This is a genomic window from Actinacidiphila glaucinigra (assembly GCF_035918135.1).
GTDB classification, from domain to species: domain Bacteria; phylum Actinomycetota; class Actinomycetes; order Streptomycetales; family Streptomycetaceae; genus Actinacidiphila; species Actinacidiphila glaucinigra.
This window is the reverse complement of record NZ_CP109144.1, coordinates 678,615-702,780: the sequence shown is the minus strand read 5'-3', so window position 1 is coordinate 702,780 and position 24,166 is coordinate 678,615. Positions and strand designations below refer to the sequence as shown.

Here is a 24,166-nt window from a genome sequence, read left to right as displayed (position 1 = left end):
CGCCCAAAGGACGCGGCTGATCGTCCGGGTGGACCATGGCGGCGGCCGCGCGCAGTCCGCGGTGGGCTGCGCGCGGCCGGCCGCCACGCGCGCGACGGGGCCGCGGGGGATGGTGGCTATGCCCGCTTGAGAGTGACGTCGTGGGTGACGACGGCTCCCTTCTTGAGCCGGACGGTGGCCACGGTCGGCCGGTAGCCGTCCTTGGCGACGATGACGGTCAGCGGGTTGTTACGGGTGTCGAGCCACAGGCCGAAGGTGCCGTCCGGGCGCGTGGTGAGCGTGTGGGAGCCGGCCCAGCTGTCGATCTGCACGGTCGCGCCGGCCAGTGGGGCGGTGCCTCCCGTGGGGGTCGCCCCGAGGATCGTCCCGCTGATGTCGCCCCATGTTCTCGGCGGGTCGACGTGCAGGGAGACGGGGATGTCGGGCACCGCGTAGGGGGTGTCGGTGAACAGGGCAAGCCGGGCGCCGTAGTCGCCGTGCTGCGCGACCTCCAGTTCCGCGGTGTCGAAGGTGAGGGTGAGCACCGTCTTCTGGCCGGGGGCCAGGGTGATCTTCTTGGCGGACTCGCCGAGCCAGGTGACCTCCGACAGCCCTTCCTGGTCGTAACCGGGCAGGAGTTCGACGGTGGTGGTGGGGGAGAGCTCATAGGCGTCGACGGTGCCGCCGACCTTGTAGAAGCCCGTCGCGCCGCCGCTTCTGAACGTGGGGGTGTTGGCGTTGGGCAGGGCGCTCCACGTGCCGGTCGCGGGGTCGAGGGCGAAGCCCTGGTTGGTGAGCCGGCTGTCGTCGGTCACTCCGCTGGAGACCAGCAGCAGCCCGTTGGCCGCGGTGTACGCCGCCCCCCACAGCGGGATCGGCATGTCGGGCAGGGCGGACCACTTGTCGGTGGCGGGGTTGTAGACGTACGTGGAGGACACCGCGACGGCGCCACCGCTCTCCCCGCCCGCGCAGTAGATCCTGGTGCCGATGGCGGCGCAGGACTGCCAGGCGATGGGCTCCGGATAGGGGGCGATCTCGGACCAGCGGTCCTCCCGGGGGTCGTAGACGGAGGCGTCGGTCGTGCCGCAGCTCGTGGCCGAACAGCCGCCGATCGTGTACAGCTTTCCGTCGAGGACGGTGCCGCCCGATCCGGCGTAGGCCTTGGGAGCCTTCGCGCCGCTGGTCCAGGTGTTGCGGACCGGGTCGTAGACGTCCAGGCCCGGGTCGATGCCGCCGGTGCTGCTGCCCCAGCCGCCGGCGGCGTAGAACTTGCCGTCGATGAAGCCGTGCGCGGGTGCGCGGCGCGGATGGGGGGACGAGGTGAGCCGGGTCCAGGTGCCCGTGTCCGGGGAGAGACGGTAGAGGTCGCCGGTGTCGTCCTCGCCGTCGTACCCGTAGACCGAGTAGACCTTGCCGTCGTAGGTGTCGACGACGTTGTCCATGATGGCCGTGGGCAGGTCGGGCACGGGCTTCCAGGCGTCACCCGAAGGACCGGCCTCGACGGAGGCGGCCGCGGGTCCGCCGGTCCGTGTGGTCCGGCCGTCGATCTGGGCGGTGTGCGCGTCGCTGCCGGACGGCGGGAGCCGGCGCGGGCCGACGCGTCGCAGCGGTGCGCCGTCCTCCGTGCGGCCGGAGCCCGCGCGTTCCGCCAGCGTCAGGGTGGCCGGGGCGCCCCCGGTGTTGGCGATGGTCAGTTCGTGGGTCGCGCTCTTGCCCAGGACCGCGGTCGCCTCGATCGGGTCGGTCGTCAGGGACAGCCGGCCCGCCGTGAGCCTCCATGCCGAGGTGACGGCGGTGTCGGCGCGTGCCGCGACCGTCTTGGTCCGCTCGGTGTAGTGCGGCGTCGCCGCCGTGAGGGCGTGCTTGCCCAGGGGCGCGGTCAGGGTGAAGAAGCCGTCGCCCAGGTTCGGGTCCTCGGGCGTCGCCGCCGTGATCGTGCTCAGGGCGGGCTCGTCGGGGGAGGTGACGGTGGCGGAGGCCAGCCCCGCGCCGGTGTTGGCGTCGGTGACGGTTCCGGTGAGCAGGCCGGCCGGGGTGGGCGTGAGCTCCCGGCTGCCGACGAAGACGTTGTCCACGGCCCACCACATGGCGTAGGAGGCGGTGTAGTGGAACCGCAGCCGGACCGAGGGCCTGCCCGCGTACGCGGCCAGGGGTACTTCGATGTGCTTCGGGCCGGCCGCGTCGGTGGTCAGGGACCGGACGTTCTTCCAGGTCGCGCCGTCGTCGGTGCTGACGTCGAGGTCGGCGGTCTGGCCGAAGAAGGGCATGAGGTCGGTGTCGAAGGCCAGCTCGGGGACCGCGACGCCGGTGAGGTCGAACCGGGGGCTGACCAGACTGGAGTCCTGGACGGCCGGGTAGCCGTAGTGATCGCTGTCGACCACGGCGAAACCGCCGTCGCCGCCGGTGGTGTTGGACCGGCCTCCGGGGTCGTCGAACGCCCAGCCGCCCTGGGTTCCCTCGGCGTTGACGACCGACCAGCCCTCGGGCGGGGCGTCCGTCGAGGTGAACCGCTGGGTCGGGCCGGTCAGCCTCGGCGCATAGGCGGGTGCGCCGGCCGACCAGACGTCGGCGGGCACCGGGACGTCGAGCCTCTGCGCCGTCGTGCCTGCCGCGAGGTGCCGGGTGACCTCCTCGTAGCCGGGCAGGGAGGCCGTGATCCGCAGGGTGTGCGCGCGGTTCTGGGGGAGCTTGACGCTGTACGCGCCGGTCGCGGGGTCGGTCCACACCGGGCCGCCGGGCGCACCGTCCACGACGATCTTGGCGTAGAGCGGCCAGCCGTGGCCGGAGCCGTCGGTGATCTTCCCCGTGATCGTGCGGCTGGGCACCGTCTGCAGTGCGTAGTCCCTGGTCAGGGCGGCGCCGTCGGCGATCGTGACGTCCGGTGTGGACACGGTCGCGTAGCCGAACGCCTCGACGCCGATGTCGTAGGTTCCGGCCGGCAGGGACAGGGCGTAGGCACCCGAGGCGTCGGAGTGCACCACGACGTCCCCGCCCGATATCGCCGCCCCGGGCACCGGCTTGCCGGTCCCGGAGTCCGTGACCGTACCGGAGACCTCCCCGCGCGGTCCGCCGCGGAAGGCCCCGAGGCCGCGGGGTGTGCCAAGTCCGGTCGGTCCGTCGTAGCCCGGCCCCGCGGTGCACAGATAGGCCGGGTCGCACTCGCCGTTGGACCCGCTGGTCACATCGTTGAGTCCGCCGGCGGCGGCGTAGGGGTAGGAGTTGGGGTAGCTGTCGGCCGCCGGCGTTCCGGCGGCCGCGTAGACCCCGGCGATGATCGGCGTGGCCGCGCTGGTGCCTCCGTAGACCTGCCAGCCGCTGTTCCCGTAACTCTGGTAGACCGCGACGCCGGTGGCGGGGTCCGCGACGGCCGAGACGTCGGCGACGGTTCGCCGCGGGCAGCCGGTGTCCTTCTGGAAGGCCGGCTTCGGCTGGTAGGCGGAGCAGCCCGAGCCGGTGCCGCTGTCGCCGTTGCTCCAGACCGACTCCGACCATCCGCGGGGGGTGCTCGGGTCACGGGTGAGGGAGGTGCCGCCGACCGAGGTGACGTGGGGGGAGGCGGCGGGATAGGGAACCCCGTACTTCAGGTCTCCCGACGCGACGACCATGGCGACACCGGGGTGGTTGTAGTGCGGGTCGGTGGTCTCGGCGGGGTCCTCACCGCCCCCGGGGTAGCTGTCGTAGTAGGAGCCGTAGGAGTTGGAGACGAACTTGGCGCCCAGCGCGACGGCCTGGTCGACGGCCGCCCCGAGGTTCTCGCGGTCGGCGCTGTCGGCCTCGACCAGCAGGATGTGCGCGTTCGGCGCCACGGCGGACACCATGTCCAGGTCCAGCGAGATCTCCCCGGCCCATTCGGGATCGGGCTGCGGGTAGTCGGTGCCGCCGCGCTGGTCGACCTTGCGGAAGCAGCCGTTGTCGGAGGTGCAGGCCGGCAGCCCGTACTGCTCCCGGTAGACCGCCAGGTCCTGCTCGGCGGTGGGATCGTCGTACGCGGCGACCACGGCGACGGTCTGGCCGGTGCCGCCACCCGCCGGAAGGTCGTACGCGCTGCGCAGATCGCCGGCGCCGTAGCCGGCCGGCTCGGACGCGCGCCTGGCGGTCCCGAGGTCCGTGCGCCGCAGGGCGAAGCACGCGAACTCGTTCTTCTTCGGCGCGGAACAGGAGGGCTCCATGGACAGTCCGTTGTCCCTGGAGGTGTCCGCGGCCTGGCCCGTCGCGCCGGACGGCGTTTGTGCGGCGGCCGGTGCCTGCGTCCCCAGCAAGGTGAGCAGTGACAGGCTCAGCGCCGTCAGGCCCGCGGTGAGTCTGTGCCGACCGAAGCGCGCGAGCTTTCTTGGTATATGCAAGTAACTGTTCCCGTCTGTCCGGTGACGCGCGATCAACTGTGGAGCGGAGATGGCGAATGAATCCATTCACCGCGGCCCCATTAGACATCGCTTCGCCTGGCCGGGTGGGTTGTTGAGCTGATCGCGACGGACTTGGGGGAGCAACCCCCGAGAGGGGATCGGCGTCGGGGCGGGAGCCGGGATCGACGCCGCTTCCTCGGGCGGGGGCCGTACAAGAGGGCCGACCCGCCATGCCGCGGCGCGGCAAGGAGGCCCAGTGGCCACCTGCGCCACTGGGCCCGCCCACATCCGCGGAGACCTTGCCCTCGGACCGCGCGATCAGGCCGCGGTCCGCGTCATGGTCCGCCTGTCAGTCGAGCGGTTCGATCCAGAGGTTCCTGAACCGGACCTTGTTGCCGTGGTCCTGGAGCCGGATGGCGCCGGCCGCGGCCGACTCCGCGTCGCCGCCCCCGGTCGGGCCGTCGACGGCCACGCCGTCGTGGACCTTCTTGCCGTTCCACACCACGGTGATCCTGGCGTCGTCGGTCTTGTCGCCCTCCGCGTCGAAGCGGGCAGCCCGGAAGACGACGTCATACGTCTGCCAGGTCTCCGGTGCGGTGGCGGCGTTCAGATCGGCGGCCTTCTTGTTGTAGATGGACGCCGCCTCGTTCGAGGCGAGCTGCTCCACTCCGAAGGAGTCCAGGATCTGGAGCTCGTACCGGTCCTGGAGGTAGATGCCGCTGTTGCCGCGGTCCTGCCCGGTGACGTCGTCCGGCAGCTTCGGCACCCTGAATTCGGCGTGCAGTCTGAAGTCGCCGAAGGCCTGCTTGGTCCGGATGTCGCCGCAGCACACCTCGATGGACTCCTCGGCGGTGTGCGGCCATTCGACGCTGCGGCCGTCGGTGTGCTGCCAGGCGGTGGCGGCGCTCCCGCCGGAGAACAGGTCGATACGGCCGCCGGGTCGGCGCACCTCGACCATGTCGAGGTTGACGTGGCCGGTGTCCTCAGGCCCGTAGGTGTAGGTGATGGTGTTGCGGCCCTTGCGCAGTTCGAGCCGCTCGGACCGGGTGGACCAGCGGTTCCAGGCACCGGTGGAGGGCAGGCTCGTCCGCAGCGGCTGACCGCCGTTGACGCTGACGCCGATGGTCTTGGTGCCGGTGAAGGGATGGGGGCCGTTGGCGTAGCGCAGCCCCACGTCGTAGGTGCCCTTCTTGGGCGCGTCGACGTCGAAGGTCGCGGTGGCGCCCGGGGTGCCGAAACCGTCGACGAAGCCGCCTCCTGTGTAGCCGGCGTGCTCGGTGTCGATGTCGGCTCCCCCGGAGAGCCGCGCGGACTCGGCGTCGTACGCCGTCACGGGTGACTCCGGGCCCGGACGTGCGTTCAGCGTGTACCAGGCCTCGGTGGACCACAGCTGCTCACCGTCGGCCGAGGCGAACGGGCGCGGCGAGCGCACGTGCACCACCCGGTCGGTCTGCAGACCGGGCACGGTGATCCTCACCGTGCGGCGGTCGCCGGAGACACGGGCCGCCGCGACAGGCAGTTCCTCCTCGTCCACCTTCGGGCCCCCGTAGGCGGGGGTGGGGACGTAGCGCCACTGCTCGACGGTGTAGGCACCGCTCGTCAGCTTGGCGGCGGTCTCCTCCGACAGGGGCTTGGTGTAGGTGAGCTCGAAGCCGTCCCGGGTGGCGCGCATGGTCTTGATGTCGAAGACGTTCTTGCCGTTCGGCGTGAGTTTCTGGAGGCCGAAGCGGAGCTTGCCCTCCTGGCCCCAGTTGCCGTCCGCGCCGAGGCCGCCCGCGTAGATCGCACCGTCCGGTCCGGTGCTGATGCGGGTGATGCCGGCTTCCAGGCCCTGAGTGTGACGGAACACCGCGCCCTGGTACTCGCCGTCCACCTTCTCCAGGTCGGCGCGCTGGAGTCCGCCGTAGGTGACGTCGCCGAAGAGCAGCTGCCCGGCGAAGGGCCCCTTCTTCAACAGTATCGGTGTGCTGGGCGAGTTGGCGATCTCGTTCTGCGGCAGCCACAGCACCGGCTTGGTGACCGTGCGGTCGTCGAACGGGCCGTCCGGGTTGGTGTAGTGGTTGAAGAACCGGTCCTGCTTGATGTGGACCAGCTTGGAGGCGGGCAGCCAGCCGCCCTGGTTGTCGGTGACGAAGAGCTCGCCCCCGGGACCCCGTCCGATCCCGTTCGGTGTGCGCAGGCCGCCGGCCAGGTAACTGACCTTCCCGGTCTTCTTGTTCACCTTGATGGTGCTGCCGCGGTTCGCGGCCGGCTGCGGATCGGTCGTCGCGCCGCCGTAGTTGATGGCCACGGACAGGTTCAGATAGAAGTTCCCGTCCTCATAGAGCAGACCGAAGGCGAACTCGTGGAAGTTCCCTCCGTACGGCCACTCGGCGATCTTGCGGATCTCGCCCGCGGTGTTGTCGCCCTCGAGGTCGGACAGCTCGGTCAGCTGGTGCTTCTCCGAGACGTACAGCTTTCCGTCGACGTACTTGACCCCCATCGGCTCCTTCAGGCCGCCGGCGATCTTCTTGTACGTGACCCGTTCCGGGCCGGTGTCACCCGTGACGTGATCGAGGACGTACACCGCGCCCTCGTTCACGCTGCTCCCGCCCCAGGTGGTCACGGCGAGCCGGCCGCCCGGCAGCCAGTCCATCGCGGAGACCTGCGGCTCGAAGCCTGCGGGGCGCAGATCGGTGAGGGTGTAGCCGGGGTTGACCGAGGTCAGCGGGAGGCCGTCGCCGGGGGTGTCGTAGCTGCCCTCGCACTCCTTGCGCCCGGGGGCGGTGACCCGGACGACGCCGGCGTCGGTGCTGAGCACGGAGTTCGGGACGACGGCGAAGTCGGCCGCGCCCGGGGGCCTCCACTGCAGGGTGACCTGCTGGCCGCCGCCGCGGTCGAAGTGGTCGATGTGGAGGGCGTGGTACCCGGGCGTGAGGGTGATCTCGCCGTCCTTGGGTTCGGCACCGTGCAGCCCGTCGTGATCGATGACCTGCTGACCGCCGATGAAGAGGCGGGAGCCGTCGTCGCTGATCAGCCGGAAGGCGTACGAACCGGCGTCGGGGACATTGATGTTGCCGATGATCTGCGACACGAAGTTGTCGGTGAAACCGAAGCCGTCGGTGGAGGTCCAGTCGGCGGTGGGGATCAGTCTGTCGACGTTGGGGGTCTGGGCCGGCTTGAGGTCGCAGAGCTCGTCCAGCGGCGACTGGATGTCGAAGACGCGGAGCGTGACACCGGGCTCCTGGGGCGGCAGGTCGGCGAAGGGCCGCTCCTCCGCGCCGGCGGTGGCGGTGGCGAGACCGCTGGTGAGAAGTGCCGAGAGGAACAGCCCGGTGATTCTTCGTGTTCCGGGGCGATTGCCGCGGAGGTTCGGGTACTTGCGTGGCGTCACTCTTCCTCCTGCTGGGCGCGCAATGCGGCGCGAGCGGGGCGGCCCGCGTCCGCGGAGTGGAGTCATGCACGTACGAGTGGAGCGCTGGCGTTGCGTGACCGTTGCCTGCGTACTTCCGCGCGAAATCGACGCCCAGCGTACGAAGGTTGCATCGAACCGTCCATACTTTGTCCTCAACTGGGTAAAACTTGGGTGGGGTTGGGCCGCACCCTGGGCTGTCGCGTAGGGCAGAGCGGCTGCCCGCTGCCTGCTGTGTGATCGGCGGGGGAGTGGGCCGGAGAACGTCTCGGCCTCCCCGCCGGGAGTCGGCCGCTCCCCGCGGCCCGGCCGGCGGTCGAAGCGGGTGAACTGGGGGCGGCCCGCGATCACTCCGGGACTCATCGTCCGAGTGGTTGCCGGCCTCACAGGCCCTTGCGACATCTCCCCGTGGTCACCCGAGGGTGACAGAATCCCACCCTCGGGCGTTCGAGGGCGCAGCGGCGGTCTCGGTTGCCCTCAGGTGGCGGGGGAGGCCGAATGGACGGGCTCATGCCGGGCGATCCGAACACCGTGGGCCCCTACCGGTTGCTGGGCCGACTGGGCTCCGGCGGCATGGGCCGGGTCTTCCTGGGTCGTTCGGTGCAGGGGCGCACCGTGGCGGTCAAGCTTGTCCACGCCGAACTGGCGGTGGACGCGGAGTTCCGGCAGAGGTTCCGGCGAGAGGTGCACGCGGCCCGCCGGGCTGTCGGGGAGTGGACCGCCCCGGTCGTGGCGGCGGACACCGAGGCCGCGGTTCCGTGGGCGGCCACGGCCTACGTCCCCGCGCTGGCACTGCACCAAGCGGTGGAGCGCCACGGATGTCTGCCGGAGGGATCCGTGTGGGCCCTGGCCTTCGGTCTGGCCCGGGCCCTGGAGACGATCCACGGCTGCGGTCTGGTGCATCGAGACCTGAAGCCGTCGAACGTACTGCTCAGCCTGGACGGGCCCCGGGTGATCGACTTCGGGATCGCGCGGGCGCTGGACGGAGGCGGACTCACCCGCACCGGCGTGGTGGTGGGCACCCCGGGGTTCATGTCCCCGGAACAGGTGCTCGGCGAGCCCGTCTCGGGTGCCGGCGACGTCTTCTGCCTCGGCTCGGTCCTCGTGTTCGCCGCCACCGGGCGGTCCCCGTTCCCTCACGCGGGCAGCGGAGCGGCGGGACTGCTCGCCGTGATCTCACAGCCGCCCGACCTGGAGGGCCTCAGCGGGCCCCTGCGCGAGGTCGCGCAGGCGTGCCTGGCCAAGGATTCGGCTCGGCGCCCCACTCCGGCGCGCATCGCGGAGCTGGCCGAGTCCGCCGGGTACGACCGCTCCCGCCCGTGGCTGCCGCCGGCACTCCTCGACCACCTCGGGCGGCACGCGGCGCACCTGCTCGAGGTGGAAACGCCACCCCCGACGGCATTTGACCGGCCTGCGCGGCAGCCTCAGCCGGACTCGCCCGCCCCGGCTGACCGCCGCCGGGCCGCCGCCCCGGTCTCCCCGCCCCCGCCGTCTCCTTCCTGGGGACCTCGTCCGACCCTGCCCGGCGATCCCTCACCGCCACGGCGGAGACGAGGACGGTCGTTGCTTCTCGCGGTAGCCGCCCTCTTCGTGGGCGCGTTGGTCCTGAGGATGCTGACCGACGGGTCGGACACGCCAGCGGGGGACGGCACCGCGCGGCCGACGCCGTCGACCGCCTCGACCGGCCTGAAACCCGCGTCGCCGGCGTTCCGTTACAAGGGCACGTGGCGGGGGACCGTGCATCAGGGGGACGACAAGCTCTACCCCGTGAAAGTCGCGTACAAGGGCGGCAAAGTCGGGGACGTGGTGGGCAGGGTCGAGTATCCGACACTGGAGTGCGGTGGTGACTGGGTGCTTGTGTCCCAGACCGTCCAGGGCCTGGCGGTGCAGGAGCAGATCACCGACGGCACTCTCAACTGCACGGACGGTGTGGAGATCACGCTCACGCCGTCAGCGGACGGCACCCTGCGCTACGCGTTCGAGTCCTGGGAGACCGGCAGGTCCACTCTTCGACGTGACTGACCGTGCCGCAACTCGTGCCGCGATGTCGCGGTCGTGACGGGCGGGCAGCCGCTACCTGCGCATACCGGCAAAGAATCGTGAGCAGTCAGACGATGTCGTCCGAGAATCCAGGGCGGGTCTCTGGTCGGGCGCCGCCCGCATTCGGTGCATCCCGCACGCGGTCGAAGAAGGGAGTGAATGCGACAAGCAGGGCACACGGGCCCGGAGGCGGCGTCCGGGCGACAGTCCGGGAATCAGACGATGCATGCGCCAACCACCTTCATTGTGGGACTTGTTGAACGTGGCGTCATTGATCACGCCTACTCTCCGGTATCCGGACGCATTCACGTCGAGTGCACCGGAGAACGCAAAACAGCGACCCTTTTCCGCCCTTTTCGGCGTTGACATGGACACAAGATCTCTCCGCTAATGGACTCCCGGCGACCACAGAAGTTCGCTGTCGAACCTTCATGATTCGGCGTTCCTGTGATGACTTGGGAGTCGGACGTTGCGCGTACCACACATATCCGTTCCACCGCTGCGGCGGCGGATGTCCACCTGGCCGGCGGTGATCGTCACCGCCGCGATGGCCGTCCTGGGCATCCAGACACCGACCCAGGCCGCGGCACCCTCCGCCGCGCGTGTCACCGCCGCCACGACCGCTGACGCGGACGCCCACGCGCCCTACGAGGCGGCGTGCGGCGCCGCCAAGAAGGGCGAGGCCACCTGCTACGCCCTGCGCCGCACCGATGTGAAGCCGTCCAAGGGCCTGCGGACCCAGGCGGCGCCAAGCGGGTTCGGCCCGGCCGAGCTGCGCTCGGCCTACAACGTCCCGGCGGGCGGCGGAGCAGGGCAGACGATCGCCGTCGTCGACGCATTCGACGATCCGACCGCCGAGGACGACCTGGCGGTCTACCGCGAGCAGTACGGCCTGCCCGCCTGCACGACGGACAACGGCTGCTTCACGAAGGTCGACCAGCGCGGCGGTACCGACTACCCGCAGCCCGACCCCGACTGGGCCGGGGAGATCTCCCTCGACCTCGACATGGTCTCGGCCATAGCCCCCAACGCCCACATCCTGCTCGTCGAGGCCGACACCCCGGGCTTCGAGGACCTCGGCGCCGCCGTCGACACGGCGGTGGAACTCGGCGCCAAGTTCGTCTCCAACTCCTACGGCACCGACTACCGCTTCGGCAGCGGTGAGGACCCCTACCAGACGACGGTGCTGGACGCCCACTACAACCACCCCGGCGTCGCGATGGTCGCCTCCTCCGGCGACTTCGGTTACGGCGTCTCCTACCCGGCCGCGTCGTCATACGTGACCGCGGTGGGCGGCACCTCCCTGACCGCCGACGGCGGGAGCAGCCGCGGCTGGTCCGAGACCGCCTGGGGCGGCGCGGGGTCCGGGTGCTCGCTCTACGTGCCCAAGCCCGCCTTCCAGAAGGACACCGGCTGCGCCAACCGCGCCGTCGCCGACGTCTCCGCGGTGGCCGACCCCGCCACCCCCGTCGCGGTGTACCAGACCTACGGTGGCGGCGGCTGGGCGCAGTTCGGCGGCACCAGCGCCGGTTCGCCCATCATCGCCGCGGTCTACGCCAACGCCGGCACCCCCGTCGCGGGCACCTACCCCAACTCCTACCCCTACGCGGCGGACGGGGGGCTCTTCGACGTCACCGCCGGCGACAACGGCACCTGCACCCCGGCCTACCTGTGCTCCGGATCCGCCGGATACGACGGTCCGACCGGTCTGGGCACCCCCGACGGCCTGCGGGCCTTCCGGACCGGCCCGCACGGGACGCTGTCCGGCACCGTCACCGACCAGATCACCGGCGAGCCCCTCGCCGGCGCCACCATCAGCGCCGGAACCGAGAACGTCACGCGCAGCGGGCCCGACGGCCGCTACACCCTCGGCCTCCCGGTGGGCCACTACGACGTCACCGTCGACGCCTACGGCTACGCCGGCGGCACCGCCAAGGACGTCGACGTCACCGAAGACGGCACCCTCACCCGGGACTTCGCGCTGAAGCCGGTCCCCAGCCAGACCGTCTCCGGCAAGGTCAGCGACGGCTCCGGCCACGGCTGGCCGCTCTACGCCAAGATCACCGTGGACGGCGTCCCCGGCGGTCCGGTGTGGACCGACCCGGCCACCGGCGCCTTCACCCTCAGCCTTCCCGAGGCCCACGACTACACCCTCCACGCCGACGCGTCACTGCCCGGCTACACGACGGCGACCAGGTCCCTCACCGTCACCGACGCGCCCCAGTCGCTCCAGCTGCCCCTGCGGGCCGACCCCTGGAAGGCCACCGCGCCCGGCTACGCCGTGCACCTGGACGGTGCCACCGAGCACTTCGCGTCCACCGACTCCGCCCCGCAGGGCTGGCGCGTCGTCAACGCCGACGGCAGCGAGGGCGGCTGGACCTTCGACGACCCCGAAGGGCGCGGCAACCAGACCGGCGGCGACGGAGCCTTCGCCATCGCCGACAACCCCACGATCGGTTCGCCCCACGACACCCAGCTGATCAGCCCCGCCTACGACCTGACCGAGGCGACCGACCCCGAACTGGCCTTCGACGCCATGTACTGGGTGTCCGACGGCAAGGCCGTCTCGGTCGACGCCAGCTCCGACGACGGCGCCACATGGAAGTCCCTGTGGACCGCGACGGCGGGCTTCGCCGACCACGCCAAGGTCGAGATCCCGCTCGACGGCCTCGCCGGTAAGCGGGACGTCCGGGTGCGCTTCCACTTCGTCACCGAGTTCGCCTGGTGGTGGGGCGTCGACGACGTCTTCGTCGGCGACCGCGGATACACGGCCACTCCCGGCGGACTGGTCACCGGCACCGTGACCGACGCCAACACCGGCGACGGACTGGTCGGCGCCGGCGTCACCGTCAAGGACGAGCCGGGGGTGACAACGACGACCGTCGCGACCCCCGAGGACCCCGCTCGCGGTGACGGGCTCTACCTCATGTTCTCGCCCGGCCTCGGGAAGCACGAGGTCGGCGCGGCAAGGCCGCGCTACACGGAGCTGAGCAAGACCGTCGGCATCGAGGCCGACAGCGCCGTGACCGCCTCCTACAAGCTGAAGGCCGGTCAGCTGACCGTGACGCCGGACGCCGTCGGCGCCACCCTGGGCTGGGGCAAGTCCACCACGCGGAACATGACGGTCAAGAACACCGGTGGCGCGCCCGTCACCGTGACAGTGGGCGAACGAGCCGGAGGCTTCCAGCCCCAGGCCCTCGGCAGCGGCGCACCCCTCCAGACCGTCAAGGGGCACTTCTCCCCGCACGCGAGCAAGAAGGGTCCGGCCTCGTCCGGGCCGAAGCGCACCGCAGCGCCGTCCGGGGACGCCTGGCAGGCCGCCCCCAACCTCCCGGAGACCGTCCTCGGCAACGCGGTCGGCACCTACGAGGGCAAGGTCTACTCCGCCTTCGGCTACACCGGCTTCGACGTCAGCAACGCGATGTACGTCCTGGACCCCGTCGTCGGCACCTGGAGCCAGGTGGCCGGCGCGGCGGACCGCCGTGAGGCCCCCTCGGGCCAGTTCGTCGACGGCAGGTTCTACACCGTCGGCGGCTGGCTCCCGGACAGCACCACCGACCCCAAGCTGGAGATCTACGACCCCGCCGCCGACCGCTGGACCACCGGGGCACCGGCACCCGCGGCCTACGCGGGCCAGGGCAACGCGGCTCTCGACGGCAAGTTCTACACGGTCGGCGGCTGCGACGACCGCTGCGGCACCGTCGAGGCGTACTCCTACGACCCCGACACCGACACATGGTCCCGGATCGCCGACTATCCCGAGCGGGTCGCCTGGGAGTCGTGCGGCGGCGTCAACGGCAAGCTCTACTGCGCCGGCGGCAACGCGGACTCCACCGGTGAGAGCAAGCACGCCTACGTGTACGACCCGGCCGCCGACACCTGGACGTCGCTTCCCGACCTCCCGATCCCGCTGTGGAGCTCGTCCTCCACCGCGGCGAACGACCGGCTCGTGATGACCAGCGGCATCAGCCACGAGGCCCTCACCAACCAGGGCTTCGCCTACGACCCGCAGGCCGGCGCCTGGACCACCCTGCCCAACGCCAACGTGGCCACCTACCGCGGCGGCGCCGCCCTCGGCCTCTACAAGATCGGCGGCGGAAGCGAACCGTACACCCCGAGCAGCACCGTGGAGTTCCTGCCCGGATACGACCAGGGCGGCACGACCGACGTCCCGTGGCTGAGGACGAGTTCCCAGCACTTCACCCTGCAGCCCGGGGCGAGCACGGCGGTCACCGTCACGCTGGACGCCTCGGTGCCCGAGATCGCGCAGCCGGGTGACTTCACCGCGCAGTTGGCGCTGGACAACGACACCCCGTACGGGATGCGGAAGATCCCGGTGTCCCTGCATGTCGACCCGCCGAAGACCTGGGGCAAGATCACCGGCACCGTCCGGGGTGTCCAGAGCGACGGCACCACCAAGCCGCTGGCCGGCGCCACCGTCGAGATCGGCAGCTGGGCCGCCGACTACTCCCTCAGGACGGCCGCCGACGGCACGTACTCCCTGTGGCTGGACTCCCGCAACAACCCGCTGGACGTCATCGTCGCCAAGGACGGCTACCGTCCGGTGGCGACCACGATGAAGGTCAAGAAGGGGGCGACGGTCACCGGCGACTTCACGCTCAAGAAGCAGTAGCCGCCGATTGTCCGGCGCAGGCGGACGCGGGCCGGCCCCTCGGGGCCGGCCCGTTCTCGTCACGGCATGCCCCGGCGCGACCCATGGGCGGCTCGGCTCGGGCCGGTCCCGGCCGTCACCCCACCGGGGCGTCGAAGTCGATCGGGTACCGGAACTGCCAGGCGTTCTTCTCGGGCTTGGCCAGCTTGAACATCACCGGCAGCAGTGCGTCGCGGACCACCCGTCCGACCGGGCCCGCGGCCTTGCGGGCGTTGGTGCGGGCAGTCTCCTTGACGATCCGCTCCACCCGGGGCCGGCGCAGCTCCTCGTAGCGGGCCAGTGCCTGAGGCAGGGGCAGGTCGCGCAGGCAGCGGGCGAGTTCGACGGAACTCTCCGCGGCGAGCGAGGCCCCCTGGCCGGAGCTGGAGGAAGGGGCATGGGCCGCGTCCCCGGTCAGGACCATCCGGCCGCGGCTCCAGCGCACCGACCGCGGCAGGCTCTCCGTGCTGCCGGCGAAGAGCATCGTCGTCGGGTCGGTGGCGGCCAGCATCCGCCCGGCCGGGGTGACGTCGCCCTCGCAGACCTCGGTCAGGTGCTCCAGCCAGTAGGCGCCCCCGCGCTCGCGCTGCTCGGAGGACGTCAGCGGCTGCGGAACCGGCAGGTTGACGAACCAGAAGCCCCTGCCGTCGGCGAGCACCTGCCAGGCGAAGAAGCACCGCTTGCCGAAGGCCATGTGCATCATGCCGTCGGTGGGCGCGACGCCGGCGTCGGTGACCATCGCGCCGAACCCGGCCGTGCCGGCGAACCGCGGCGCGGAAGCGGCCGGGTCGATGAGACGGCGTACCGTGGAGCGCAGTCCGTCCGCGCCGATCAGCACGTCGGCGGTCGCCGTGCTGCCGTCCTCGAAGTGCGCGGTGACACCGTCGGCGTCCTCGCTCGCATCGACGATGCGCCTGCCGTAGACGGTGGTCAGCTCCCGCTTCGCGGCCGCCTCGCGCAAGGTGCGGAACAGCTCCGCGCGGATCACGAAACGCGTCGGGTCGATGCCGGGCAGCGTGCCGAACTCGGCCAGCTTCTTCCCGTTCCAGCTCCTCAGCACGATGCCGTTCATCTCGGTGCTGACGGCGCGGATCGCATCGCCGACGCCGATCGCGTCGAACGCCTGGAATCCGTTCGGTGCCAGGCCCATGCCGCCGCCGATCCCGTCGGCCGGACGGTCGTACGCCTCGAAGACCGTCGCCTCGATGCCCGCCTGCTGCAGCGCCATCGCGGTGACGGGACCGGCGACACCGCCGCCGATGACCAGTGCGGAGTGAACCGTGCCCTTCGTCGTGCCAGTCGAGTTCGTCATGAGTGCATAGTTTCAGTGCAACTAGTTCCTAGTCAACTAGTTCGGTCGTGGGTAACATCGGCCCATGAGCACTACGCCCCGGAGTTCCCCGCTCGCCCTGACCGTCCTGGCCCTGCTGCACTACAAGCCGCTCCATCCCTACGGCGTGCAGCGGCTGCTCAAGGAATGGGGCAAGGACCAGGTCGTCAACGTCGGCCAGCGGGCCGGCCTGTACCGGACCATGGACCGCCTGCTCGCCGCCGGACTGATCGCCGTCCGCGAGACGGGCCGGGACGCCCAGTACCCGGAGCGCACGGTCTACGAGGTCACCGACGCGGGCAGCGAGACAGCGCACCGCTGGCTCGACGAGATGCTCTCCACGCGGAAACAGGAGTTCCCCGAGTTCCCCGCCGCGCTGTCGCTGCTGATGATGCTGACACCGGACGCGCTGCGCGACGCGCTCGGTCGCCGCGCGGAGGCCCTGGAGGCGGCCCTCGCCCGGTACGACGCGGACCTCGCCCGGGAAGCGGAGAGCGGACTGCCCCGGATCGCGACACTGGAGCTGGGGTACGTGCGCGCGATGACGGCGGCGGAGCTGTCATGGGTCCGGGACGTGCTGGCCGACTGCGCGGCCGGACGCCTGGCCTGGTCGCCCGAGGAACTGCTCGCACACGCGGGCGACGACGTGTGACCACGCGCCCCGGCGCCGCGGTCCTTTGACGCCCGGGACCCGGTCGAAGCCCGCCTCGAGCAGCAGTACCCGCGGGCCCGGAGCCGCAGAGCGCAGGCCACTCCCGCGACTGAAGTGGGAGGGTGACGGGACTGCCCGACGAGGGACGGCGAGACCGAGACGGAGAGGTCGCTCGGTCGCAATCCGTTGCGCTGTGTGCGGCATCCCGGCACGGTGTACAGGCCGTCCCCGGCCGGCCTCGATGATCGGCCGGATAAGACCAGCCGCGATTCGCTGGTGCAAGCGATGAGAGCAGGGGGGTTTCTCGATGACAGCGCATGAGACCGGACCGAGGATAGCGATCCTGGGAGGCGGTATCGGCGGCCTCGGCGCGGCCGCCTTTCTGTACCGGGAGGGGCTGGCGGGTACGGTCTACGAGCAGGTGTCCCGGTTGGGCGAGGTCGGCGCCGGCCTGGTCGTGGCGCCGAACGCCGCACGCTCAGTGGATCTATTGCAAGAACCTCTGACGATGGCGATTGACCGTCCCACTCGAATATTCTCTCTACTCTCTGATGCGCCTAACTAAGACTATCGAGAATCTTTTCGATGGCAGACTTTCGAGATCGAGCTGCAGATTTGGGAATTTGGCTCAACTTGTCGACGGCGACCGACATCCAGTCGAGATCGCCGAGATGTTTTGCCTTGTTTCTTGCGATGACCTGCTTCAGGAACTCGTCCACAAGTTTGATGTGGTGGCGCGGATACCTTCGGGAGTGATGATCAAAATCGGTGCCCCAGTCTTCGTATGGGTTTCGCAATGTCGCACCGACTCTGGCGCCACCGCTAGCCGCATATGGAACCCCCGACAGATGTGCCAGAATTTTGGCTGTCCGCTCGAGACCCTTTGAGCTCGCTATTTTGCCAGGTTGAGTTTCCAGGCCGAAGTTCATGAGCCGCGACCAGGCAATGAGCTGCCGCTCGGTGCCATCGGACCAATGGGATATTCCTTCTGACTTCAGCTTCAGATGTTCCCCCGAGGGATCTCCGATGACCCAGTAAGCTCCGGCATGTTCTAGTGGTCCCAGTTCTTTACGCATTGTCACTTGCGAATTTCCACACTGTCGCCGTGGCGGCCACGTGCCACTTGAGGATATTCATCGAAGCTTTGTCCAATTCTGGTCTAGTTGATTTCGCAAATGCTGCGGGTGACGCCGTGAACTTGGCGAACGCATAGTACCAGCTCAGCCTTCGGCCGTCCCGTCCTCGCCATCCGGCCATCATGTCGAACCACCATCAACTTACGCAGCGAATCAACGACTCAGGACACTAGTCCCACTGTACAAAGTTACATTGGCTCGCCTCGGGGAAATCGGCAGGGCCTCGGTTCGTCTTGACTCATTTAAACGCATCCTTCGGATCGCGGGTCTATGGGTCGAGAACAACCACGCATTGTCGCCGCGTCACCAGCGGGTCCAGGCGTTCGCATGCGGTAACGCTGCGATTCTTGCGTGTGCCTTTCAGAATTCCAGATGCCCACGAGGCCGGCTGTCTGCTCACTCGCGATTGCAACCGCTGAGAGCGCTGCATGCAACACCGAGGGGGAAGGGGGGTTCGAAACCTTGGGGGCACCCTTCCCAGCACCCCCGCACTTGTCGAGAATCGAATGCGCGGGGGTTAGCTCGAGTTGGCGGGAAAGGCGCAGGTCGGCAACGTACAGTCACTTTGGGAGTGTCCGCATGCCCGATCCCGCTGAGGCTTACCGGCGCGAGACACCGGAACCCATCGACTACGGAGTATTCCTCAACATCGCTTGGCACCACGGCACAGCACAGATTGAGGAACTTTATTGACGGGTGGCATCGGAGGGCAGCCGATTGCCGAAATTATCAAGCTCGCGTTGAGTGACGTTTTCTCAACGGTGATCATTTCCAATTTTCGTTGAGGACGAGGGCGGCGCGGGCGATGTCGCCGATCCTCCTGGGGCTGAGGGTGACGTGCTGCAGGGTCCGCCAGCGCTGCTTGAGTTCGGCGGCGGCGCGTTCGCCGAGCGCACGAATGCCTCTGATCAGGGCATTCGTGGTTTGCGTGTCCGCGTGCAGCGCCCGTTCGGAGCGGCCCTTGGGGCGTCGGACGGGGACGTGGATGCCGATGCCGGCGCCGATGTAGCCCTTGTCGGCCAGGGTGGGCAGGCCGTCGGCCGCGGCCTTGTAGAGCGCGGGAAGTGCGTGGATGCGTGCGGCGGTGATGTCGGGAGTGGAGCCGGGCTCGACGTCGGAGACCCACAGCGGGGTGCCGTCCGGGGCGGATAGGAACTGCACGTTCCCGCCGAACGCCTTGTGTTTCTGGCTGAACCACAGGTCGTTGCCGTTCTCGCGGACCCCGGCGACACGGTCGGACTTGATCAGGGTGCCGTCCAGGACCACGTGGGTCATGCCCTCGCGCCGGCAGCGGTCCAGGACCTCGTGCAGGTCGGGGGCCTGGCCGGCGAGGACGTCGATGCCTTCGTGGAGGTAGCGGTAGCCGGTGGCCTGGGAGACGCCGGCGTCCCGGGCCAGGCAGTGCACGCAGCCGCGCTCGCGGAACCAGCGCAGCACCAACACCGCCTGACGGAACGGCCCCAGTGCCCGCGAGCCCCTCGGCGTGCCGATCCGGCGCCGGTGCGCGGCCAGCAGCCGGGACAACTGGTCCACGACATGGCGCGGGACATCGAGCATGGCAACATAGGTGATCAACGTGAGGCCTCTGGTTACGCGGACGATCTTGTGGTGAGAACCGTCCTACCAGGGGCTTCACGTCTGCCCGACTCCGGGGCGAGTTCGTCCTACCTGCTTACGATCAGCGTGGTTCACGCGGCTTCGTGAAGATCATTTCGCTGAGAAAACGTCAGTGGCTTAGACGTATCGACGCGTTGCGCAAGCGCGCCGTACAGCTCGACGTCGGCTGGGAGTTCCGGCGCTGGCAGGACGGCACGGTGTTCTCCGCCGAAGACCTCGCGGCCGACTGCGAGCGGCTCTACGGCGAGCAGACCTACACTGCCCACCGGGCGGACCTGCTGGCGGCGCTCCGGTCCCAGCTTCCAGCCGGTGCCGTCGTCCTGGGCCACAAGTGCGCCCGTGTCGACACCCGTGGGGAGAGCCTGCGGCGCGACTTCGCCCACGGCGCCGGCGCCGAGGCCGACATAGTGATCGGCGCCGACGGTGTGCACTTCGTCCTCCGCGGCACCCTCTTCGGCCCTTCACCGGCCAGCTTCTCGGGCTTCTGCGCCTTCCGCGCGCTCGTTCCCGCGGACGCGCTGTAGGAACGGCTCCGGCGGCGTCCGACGCCACGCCGGTGAGCGGCCGATGCGTGCGCCGTCCGCCTGCCGAGGTGGCAACCCTTGGGCTTTTTAGATGCCCAATGTAATCTATACGTAGATAGTCCGATTGCCGGCAGGGATGTTCACGGTGCGCTGCCGGACGTATACAGCCGGTGTGCGGACGGGCACCGTCCGCGGTGCTGCCAGGCCCCTTGCCCGGGGCGAGGCAGTGGCCTCAGGTCCCGTCCACATCCGCGGTCCCGCTGTCGGGGCCCGAGGCCCAGGCCTCCCTGCACCAGCAACACCGGCGAGGCAGAGAAGAAAGAATCAATGACCACGATTTTGATCACGACAGCCAACGGCGAGACCGGCCGACCGTTGGTCGACTACCTGCTCAAGGGCGGGTTCCACGTGCGCGCCATGGTTCGCACGGACGACGAGCGGGCCCAGCGACTGCGTGACAAGGGCGCCGACGTCGTCTTCGGTGATCTGCTCAACCTGCGCGACGTCCGCAAGGCCATGGAGGGCGTCCAGCGCGCCTACTTCAACTACCCGATCGGCGACGGACTGGTGGAGGCCGCCGTGATGTTCGCCCAGGCCGCCAGAGAGGAGGACCTCGAGCTCATCGTGAACATGTCGCACTTCCAGTCCCGGCCCGATGCGCACAGCAAGGCCACGCAGAACCACTGGCTCTCCGAGCAGGTCTTCGAATGGTCGGGAGTCCCCACCACTCACCTGCGGGTCACGTTCTTCATGCAGTGGCTGCTCTACATCTCCGGGTTGATCCGCTACGGCCGCTACGTGATGCCCTTCGGCAAGGAGAGCCGTTTCGCCCCGATCGCCGGCCGGGACATCGCGCTGACCGCCGCCAACATCTTCGCCTCGCCCGAGGAGCACGGTGGGCAGGTCTACGCCCTCACCGGCCCTGTCGAGTACAGCCACGAAGAACTCGCCGCCGAGGTCGGCCGGGTGCTGGGCAAGGACCTTCCGTTCGAGCAGGTCACCGCGACGACCTTCCTGGAGATGCTCGGCATCGGGCATGACATGGCGAAGCTCAAGCACTTCGAGGCCGTGACCCTCGACCAGCAGGAGGGCCGTCTCGCGGGCATCAGTGATAGGGCGCCGCGCATCAACGGGCAGCCGCTCACGACGGTCGAGGAGTTCGTCAATGAACACCGCTCGGCCTTCGAGCTCGACTACGGCAGGCCGAGCACGTAATCGGCCGGCCCGGGGCGACCCCCACGTCCCGGTGGTGGCCACGAGGTCATCGGTGTTCCGGGTTCGGGAAGTCGGGGCGGCAGCCGGCGTCCCACTCGGTGCGCTGGTTGCCGTATGCCGGGAATCCTCCCGCGTGTCGCAACATGGCTGCCAGATGCAGGAGGTTGTAGGTCATGAACGCCGTGTTGCGGTTGGTGAAGTCGTTCTGGGGGCCGCCCGAGCCCGGGTCGAGATACGAGGGGCCGGGTCCGGCCTCCCCGATCCACCCGGCGTCGGCCTGCGGTGGAATCGTGTAGCCGAGATGCTGGAGGCTGTAGAGGACGTTCATGGCGCAGTGCTTGATCCCGTCCTCGTTCCCGGTGATCAGGCAACCGCCGACGCGTCCGTAATAGGCGTACTGCCCGGCGTCGTTGAGCAGGCTGGAGCAACCGTAGAGCCGTTCGATGACGCGCTTCATCACCGAACTGTTGTCACCCAGCCAGATGGGCCCGCACAGCACGAGGACGTCCGCGGCCAGGACTCGCTCGAACAGGTCCGGCCAGGCATCACCGGCCCAGCCGTGTTCCGTCATGTCGGGCCAGACGCCCGTCGCGATGTCGTGGTCGACCGCGCGGACCGTCTCCACCTGCACGCCGTGCCCGCGCATGATGCCCGCGCTCAGGTCGATGAGCCCGTCGGTGTTGCTGATCTCCGGTGAGCGCTTCAGCGTCGTGTTGACGAACATGGCGCGCAGTCCTTCGAACTGCGGCACCTGCGCCGCGGATGCGGGCGTCGGGTGGGCCGTCACCTGTTCCTCCCAGCGTGGGTCCTGTCCGGAGGACGCCCGGTCGGGAGCGATGTCCTCTTCGAGGAGGCTCACCCACGCACGACTCGCGGGCAACCCGACGACCGGGACCGCCCTCGCGGCTACCGCGGTGGGTGTTCGTCGCGGATCCGGGCAACGGATGCGGCGTCCTCGGCGTCGATCTTGGCCGCCTCCTGCAGGACCCGCTCGATACTGGCCCGCGGAATGACCACCGCTCCCGCAGTGTCCGCGAAGACGTAGTCACCGGGAGTCACGCACACACCGGCGATTTCCACCGCGACGTCGGCCGCGAACGGCATGACGGTGTCGCCGCCCCAGCGCGTTGCCTCGCCACGGCACCAGGTCGCGAACCCGTGGTCGCGCAGTTGGGCGAAGTCCCGCAGCCTGCCGTCCGCCAGCACGCCGGCCAGCGCGTGACGAGCGACCCGGGACAGTTTCGTGCCGCCACCGTGTGAGACGTCCCGATAGCCGCCGCCGGAGAGCACCAGGACCTTCCCGGCCGGGTCGTCACCGACCGCCTGATAGAAGAGCTCGCCGAAGCCGGTCCCCGTCTGCGGCAGGTCGTCCCGGTAGGGCAGGTAGGCAAGGGTGGCGGCCGGCCCGAAGAGCGGCCTGGTGGGGTCGGGGCTGGACAGGGCGAGGATGTGCGCGCGGTGGTTGTGGAGGCGGCCCATAGCGTCCACCAGCGGCGCGCAACCGAGCCGTGCGGCCGTGGTCGCGTAGTCGGCACCGTGATCACTGCTCATGCGTCTCCTCCTGGCCCGCTCGCGATCTGTCCGCCGCTGTGGCGCGCCGTGTCCCAGGCGGGCCCCGGGTGCGTGAACCCGTCGCGTCCGGCCTCGGAGATGCGGCGCACCGGGCGGCTCGGGAGCGTCACGGACGAGCGCAGCCTCCGATTGTCCGCCAGGGCACATCCGTCACCGGGCGCCCATGGCGCCGCGAGGGTCGCCGATGCCCCGTTCGGGTGATCCCCGCGTCATACGTCGGCACCCACGAGAGCACGCCGTCCCGGCAGGGCGGTCCAGCCGATCCTAGGACGGAATCGGCTCGAGCGCCCGGGCTGCTCGGAGGGGGCGTGCTCCTGGCGCGGGCGGACAGCCGGTCAGGTCAGCTGGTTGCGTTCCAGCGAGAAGTAGGTCACCTGGTAGTGGGTGCTCTGGATGTGTGAGGGCAACTGCCGCACATGATCGGCGCGGATGGTGGTGTAGACGTCGTGCCTGGTCATTCCCGGTGCAGGGGTGTAGGTGCCGGAGAAGGTCATCAGATCCTGGTCGCGATGACTGAAAGTGATGATGAAGCAGTATTCGACGAGGGGTTCCGCGGGGTGCGACATGGTCGCCTCTCGGTGGTGTGGGCTCGGCTCTGTCAGTGCGGACGTACGAGTGATCCATCGGGTTGCGGTCGTCGCCGTACTACCGACAGTCGAGTCGCCGGTCAATGGGGGTGGGTGAGTTCGTCCGCGAACCGGCCCTGGTCCGTCCGCCGCACATGCGCAGGTACATGCGCGGGCCCTGCGAAGAGCGGGTGGGCGCGCCGCGCGTTCACCCGGAGGGGAAGGTGACCCCGGTCCGCTCATCGGAGAGGGCCAGAGCCGGCGCTGGAGCGATACGGCGTGGGACTGGGCACTGGACCGGACGGTCCGCGGGTAGCCCCGGCTCTGCTGGAAGCCCCGGGGTCCGTGGTACTCCCCTCCCCGGACGTCGGGATCGGTCGCGGCGCGGAGGAGGGGAAGGGCCCCCATCGGCGGGCAGCGCCCTGCACGACGACCTGATGCCCGTCACCAGTCGCGTCACCGCCGATCCGGACGCGGCGTTCGACCTGCTCGTCCGTGTCTCGGCTGCAGCCCACGGGCTCGCCCTCTTCCTGCAGCAGGACATGCTGCCCGGCGCCTGGAACACCCTGGCGACCGTCGAGGGCCAGGCCGCGCGTACCGCCCGCGACCTCGTCCGCCATGCGACGGGGCCCACCGGCACAGGAGGCCGTCGTGCCCACCGCGACCGGTGACTTCGAGCGCGCTCTCCACCAGCTCGGCCGCGGCAAGTCCGTCAGCCTGACCACGTTCCGCAGGGACGGGCGCGCGGTCGCCACCCCCGTAGGCTGCGTCGTCCACCAAGGCGTCCTCTATGCCTTGACACCGCCGGATTCCGGCAAGACCAAGCGCATCCGGAACGACCCGCGGGTCACTGTCGCGCCCTGCCGCATGAACGGATCCGTCCCCGGCGACGCACCCGTCACCCCGGGCACCGCCCGGCTCCTGGACCCCCTGGAAACCGCCCGGGTGAGGGAACTGATGCGGCGGCGGTTCCCCGTGTACCGCCCGGTGCTCCTCGCCGATCGGATCCTGTGCCGCGAACGCCCTCTGGCCGCCATCGCCGTCACCGCATGACCTCCGTGCGTTGCGGGAGTGTGCCGCTGCGGCGGCGCATCACGCGCGGGGTGGGAGAAGACCCGAAAGGCCCGGGCAGCGCTCTGCCGGAGGGGCG

At 69.9% G+C, this 24,166-nt stretch carries 16 protein-coding genes; 8 read left to right on the top strand and 8 right to left on the bottom strand.

Annotated features, from left to right (window positions below):
- Nucleotides 1–116 precede the first annotated feature (116 nt).
- Nucleotides 117–4,322, bottom strand: coding sequence for a carboxypeptidase regulatory-like domain-containing protein (locus tag OIE69_RS03090; protein ID WP_392567451.1), 4,206 nt, complete (start codon nt 4,320–4,322; stop codon nt 117–119).
- Nucleotides 4,323–4,671: 349 nt separating this feature from the next.
- Entirely contained in the window at nt 4,672–7,695 is a 3,024-nt protein-coding gene (locus OIE69_RS03085; protein WP_326570367.1) for a family 16 glycoside hydrolase, read from the bottom strand.
- A gap of 516 nt (nt 7,696–8,211) precedes the next feature.
- Between OIE69_RS03085 and OIE69_RS03080 the strand changes: the two genes are divergently transcribed.
- Both OIE69_RS03080 and OIE69_RS03075 read left to right on the top strand, forming a co-directional pair.
- Nucleotides 8,212–9,735 (top strand): serine/threonine-protein kinase, encoded by a 1,524-nt coding sequence (locus OIE69_RS03080; RefSeq protein WP_326570366.1) that lies wholly within the window; start codon nt 8,212–8,214, stop codon nt 9,733–9,735.
- 529 nt (nt 9,736–10,264) lie between these two features.
- The gene (locus OIE69_RS03075) at nt 10,265–14,386 is read left to right on the top strand and encodes a carboxypeptidase regulatory-like domain-containing protein (RefSeq protein ID WP_326570365.1); all 4,122 of its coding nucleotides are present in this window, start codon (nt 10,265–10,267) and stop codon (nt 14,384–14,386) included.
- Between the two features lie 115 nt (nt 14,387–14,501).
- On the opposite strand, the gene OIE69_RS03070 is transcribed toward OIE69_RS03075, so the two are convergent.
- Nucleotides 14,502–15,716, bottom strand: a complete 1,215-nt coding sequence (locus tag OIE69_RS03070) for an FAD-dependent oxidoreductase (RefSeq protein ID WP_326570364.1) — start codon at nt 15,714–15,716, stop codon at nt 14,502–14,504.
- A gap of 64 nt (nt 15,717–15,780) precedes the next feature.
- Between OIE69_RS03070 and OIE69_RS03065 the strand changes: the two genes are divergently transcribed.
- Both OIE69_RS03065 and OIE69_RS44720 read left to right on the top strand, forming a co-directional pair.
- Nucleotides 15,781–16,386, top strand: a complete 606-nt coding sequence (locus OIE69_RS03065) for a PadR family transcriptional regulator (protein ID WP_326570363.1) — start codon at nt 15,781–15,783, stop codon at nt 16,384–16,386.
- A 307-nt stretch (nt 16,387–16,693) separates the two neighbouring features.
- On the top strand, nt 16,694–16,951 hold the full coding sequence (locus OIE69_RS44720) for an NAD(P)-binding protein (protein WP_392567450.1): 258 nt from the start codon (nt 16,694–16,696) through the stop codon (nt 16,949–16,951).
- Here OIE69_RS44720 and OIE69_RS03060 read toward each other — a convergent pair.
- Together OIE69_RS03060 and OIE69_RS03055 are read right to left on the bottom strand one after the other, a co-directional pair.
- Nucleotides 16,944–17,462 carry a hypothetical protein gene (locus tag OIE69_RS03060; protein ID WP_326570362.1) on the bottom strand — a complete coding sequence of 173 codons (519 nt, stop codon included), beginning with the start codon at nt 17,460–17,462 and terminating at the stop codon, nt 16,944–16,946. The genes OIE69_RS44720 and OIE69_RS03060 overlap by 8 nt on opposite strands.
- A gap of 825 nt (nt 17,463–18,287) precedes the next feature.
- On the bottom strand, nt 18,288–19,097 hold the full coding sequence (locus OIE69_RS03055) for a transposase family protein (RefSeq protein ID WP_326569999.1): 810 nt from the start codon (nt 19,095–19,097) through the stop codon (nt 18,288–18,290).
- Between the two features lie 125 nt (nt 19,098–19,222).
- On the opposite strand from OIE69_RS03055, the gene OIE69_RS03050 reads away from it, so the two are divergent.
- Complete coding sequence (locus OIE69_RS03050) at nt 19,223–19,663, top strand: flavin-dependent monooxygenase (protein ID WP_326570361.1); 441 nt, start codon at nt 19,223–19,225, stop codon at nt 19,661–19,663.
- A gap of 327 nt (nt 19,664–19,990) precedes the next feature.
- On the top strand, nt 19,991–20,878 hold the full coding sequence (locus OIE69_RS03045; RefSeq protein ID WP_326570360.1) for an NmrA family NAD(P)-binding protein: 888 nt from the start codon (nt 19,991–19,993) through the stop codon (nt 20,876–20,878).
- A 46-nt stretch (nt 20,879–20,924) separates the two neighbouring features.
- Here the strand turns inward: OIE69_RS03045 and OIE69_RS03040 are convergent, their stop codons facing one another.
- The 3 genes from OIE69_RS03040 to OIE69_RS03030 form a co-directional block, all read right to left on the bottom strand.
- Nucleotides 20,925–21,665 carry a flavodoxin family protein gene (locus OIE69_RS03040; RefSeq protein WP_326580931.1) on the bottom strand — a complete coding sequence of 247 codons (741 nt, stop codon included), beginning with the start codon at nt 21,663–21,665 and terminating at the stop codon, nt 20,925–20,927.
- Between the two features lie 119 nt (nt 21,666–21,784).
- Nucleotides 21,785–22,429: an RraA family protein gene (locus tag OIE69_RS03035; RefSeq protein WP_326570359.1), complete on the bottom strand. Its 645-nt coding sequence runs from the start codon at nt 22,427–22,429 to the stop codon at nt 21,785–21,787.
- Between the two features lie 356 nt (nt 22,430–22,785).
- Nucleotides 22,786–22,944: a hypothetical protein gene (locus OIE69_RS03030; RefSeq protein ID WP_326570358.1), complete on the bottom strand. Its 159-nt coding sequence runs from the start codon at nt 22,942–22,944 to the stop codon at nt 22,786–22,788.
- A 509-nt stretch (nt 22,945–23,453) separates the two neighbouring features.
- Here OIE69_RS03030 and OIE69_RS03025 point away from each other — a divergent pair.
- On the top strand, nt 23,454–23,687 hold the full coding sequence (locus tag OIE69_RS03025) for a hypothetical protein (protein ID WP_326570357.1): 234 nt from the start codon (nt 23,454–23,456) through the stop codon (nt 23,685–23,687).
- Nucleotides 23,668–24,069, top strand: coding sequence for a PPOX class F420-dependent oxidoreductase (locus OIE69_RS03020; RefSeq protein ID WP_326570356.1), 402 nt, complete (start codon nt 23,668–23,670; stop codon nt 24,067–24,069). The genes OIE69_RS03025 and OIE69_RS03020 overlap by 20 nt, the downstream gene beginning before the upstream one ends.
- Nucleotides 24,070–24,166 lie beyond the last annotated feature (97 nt).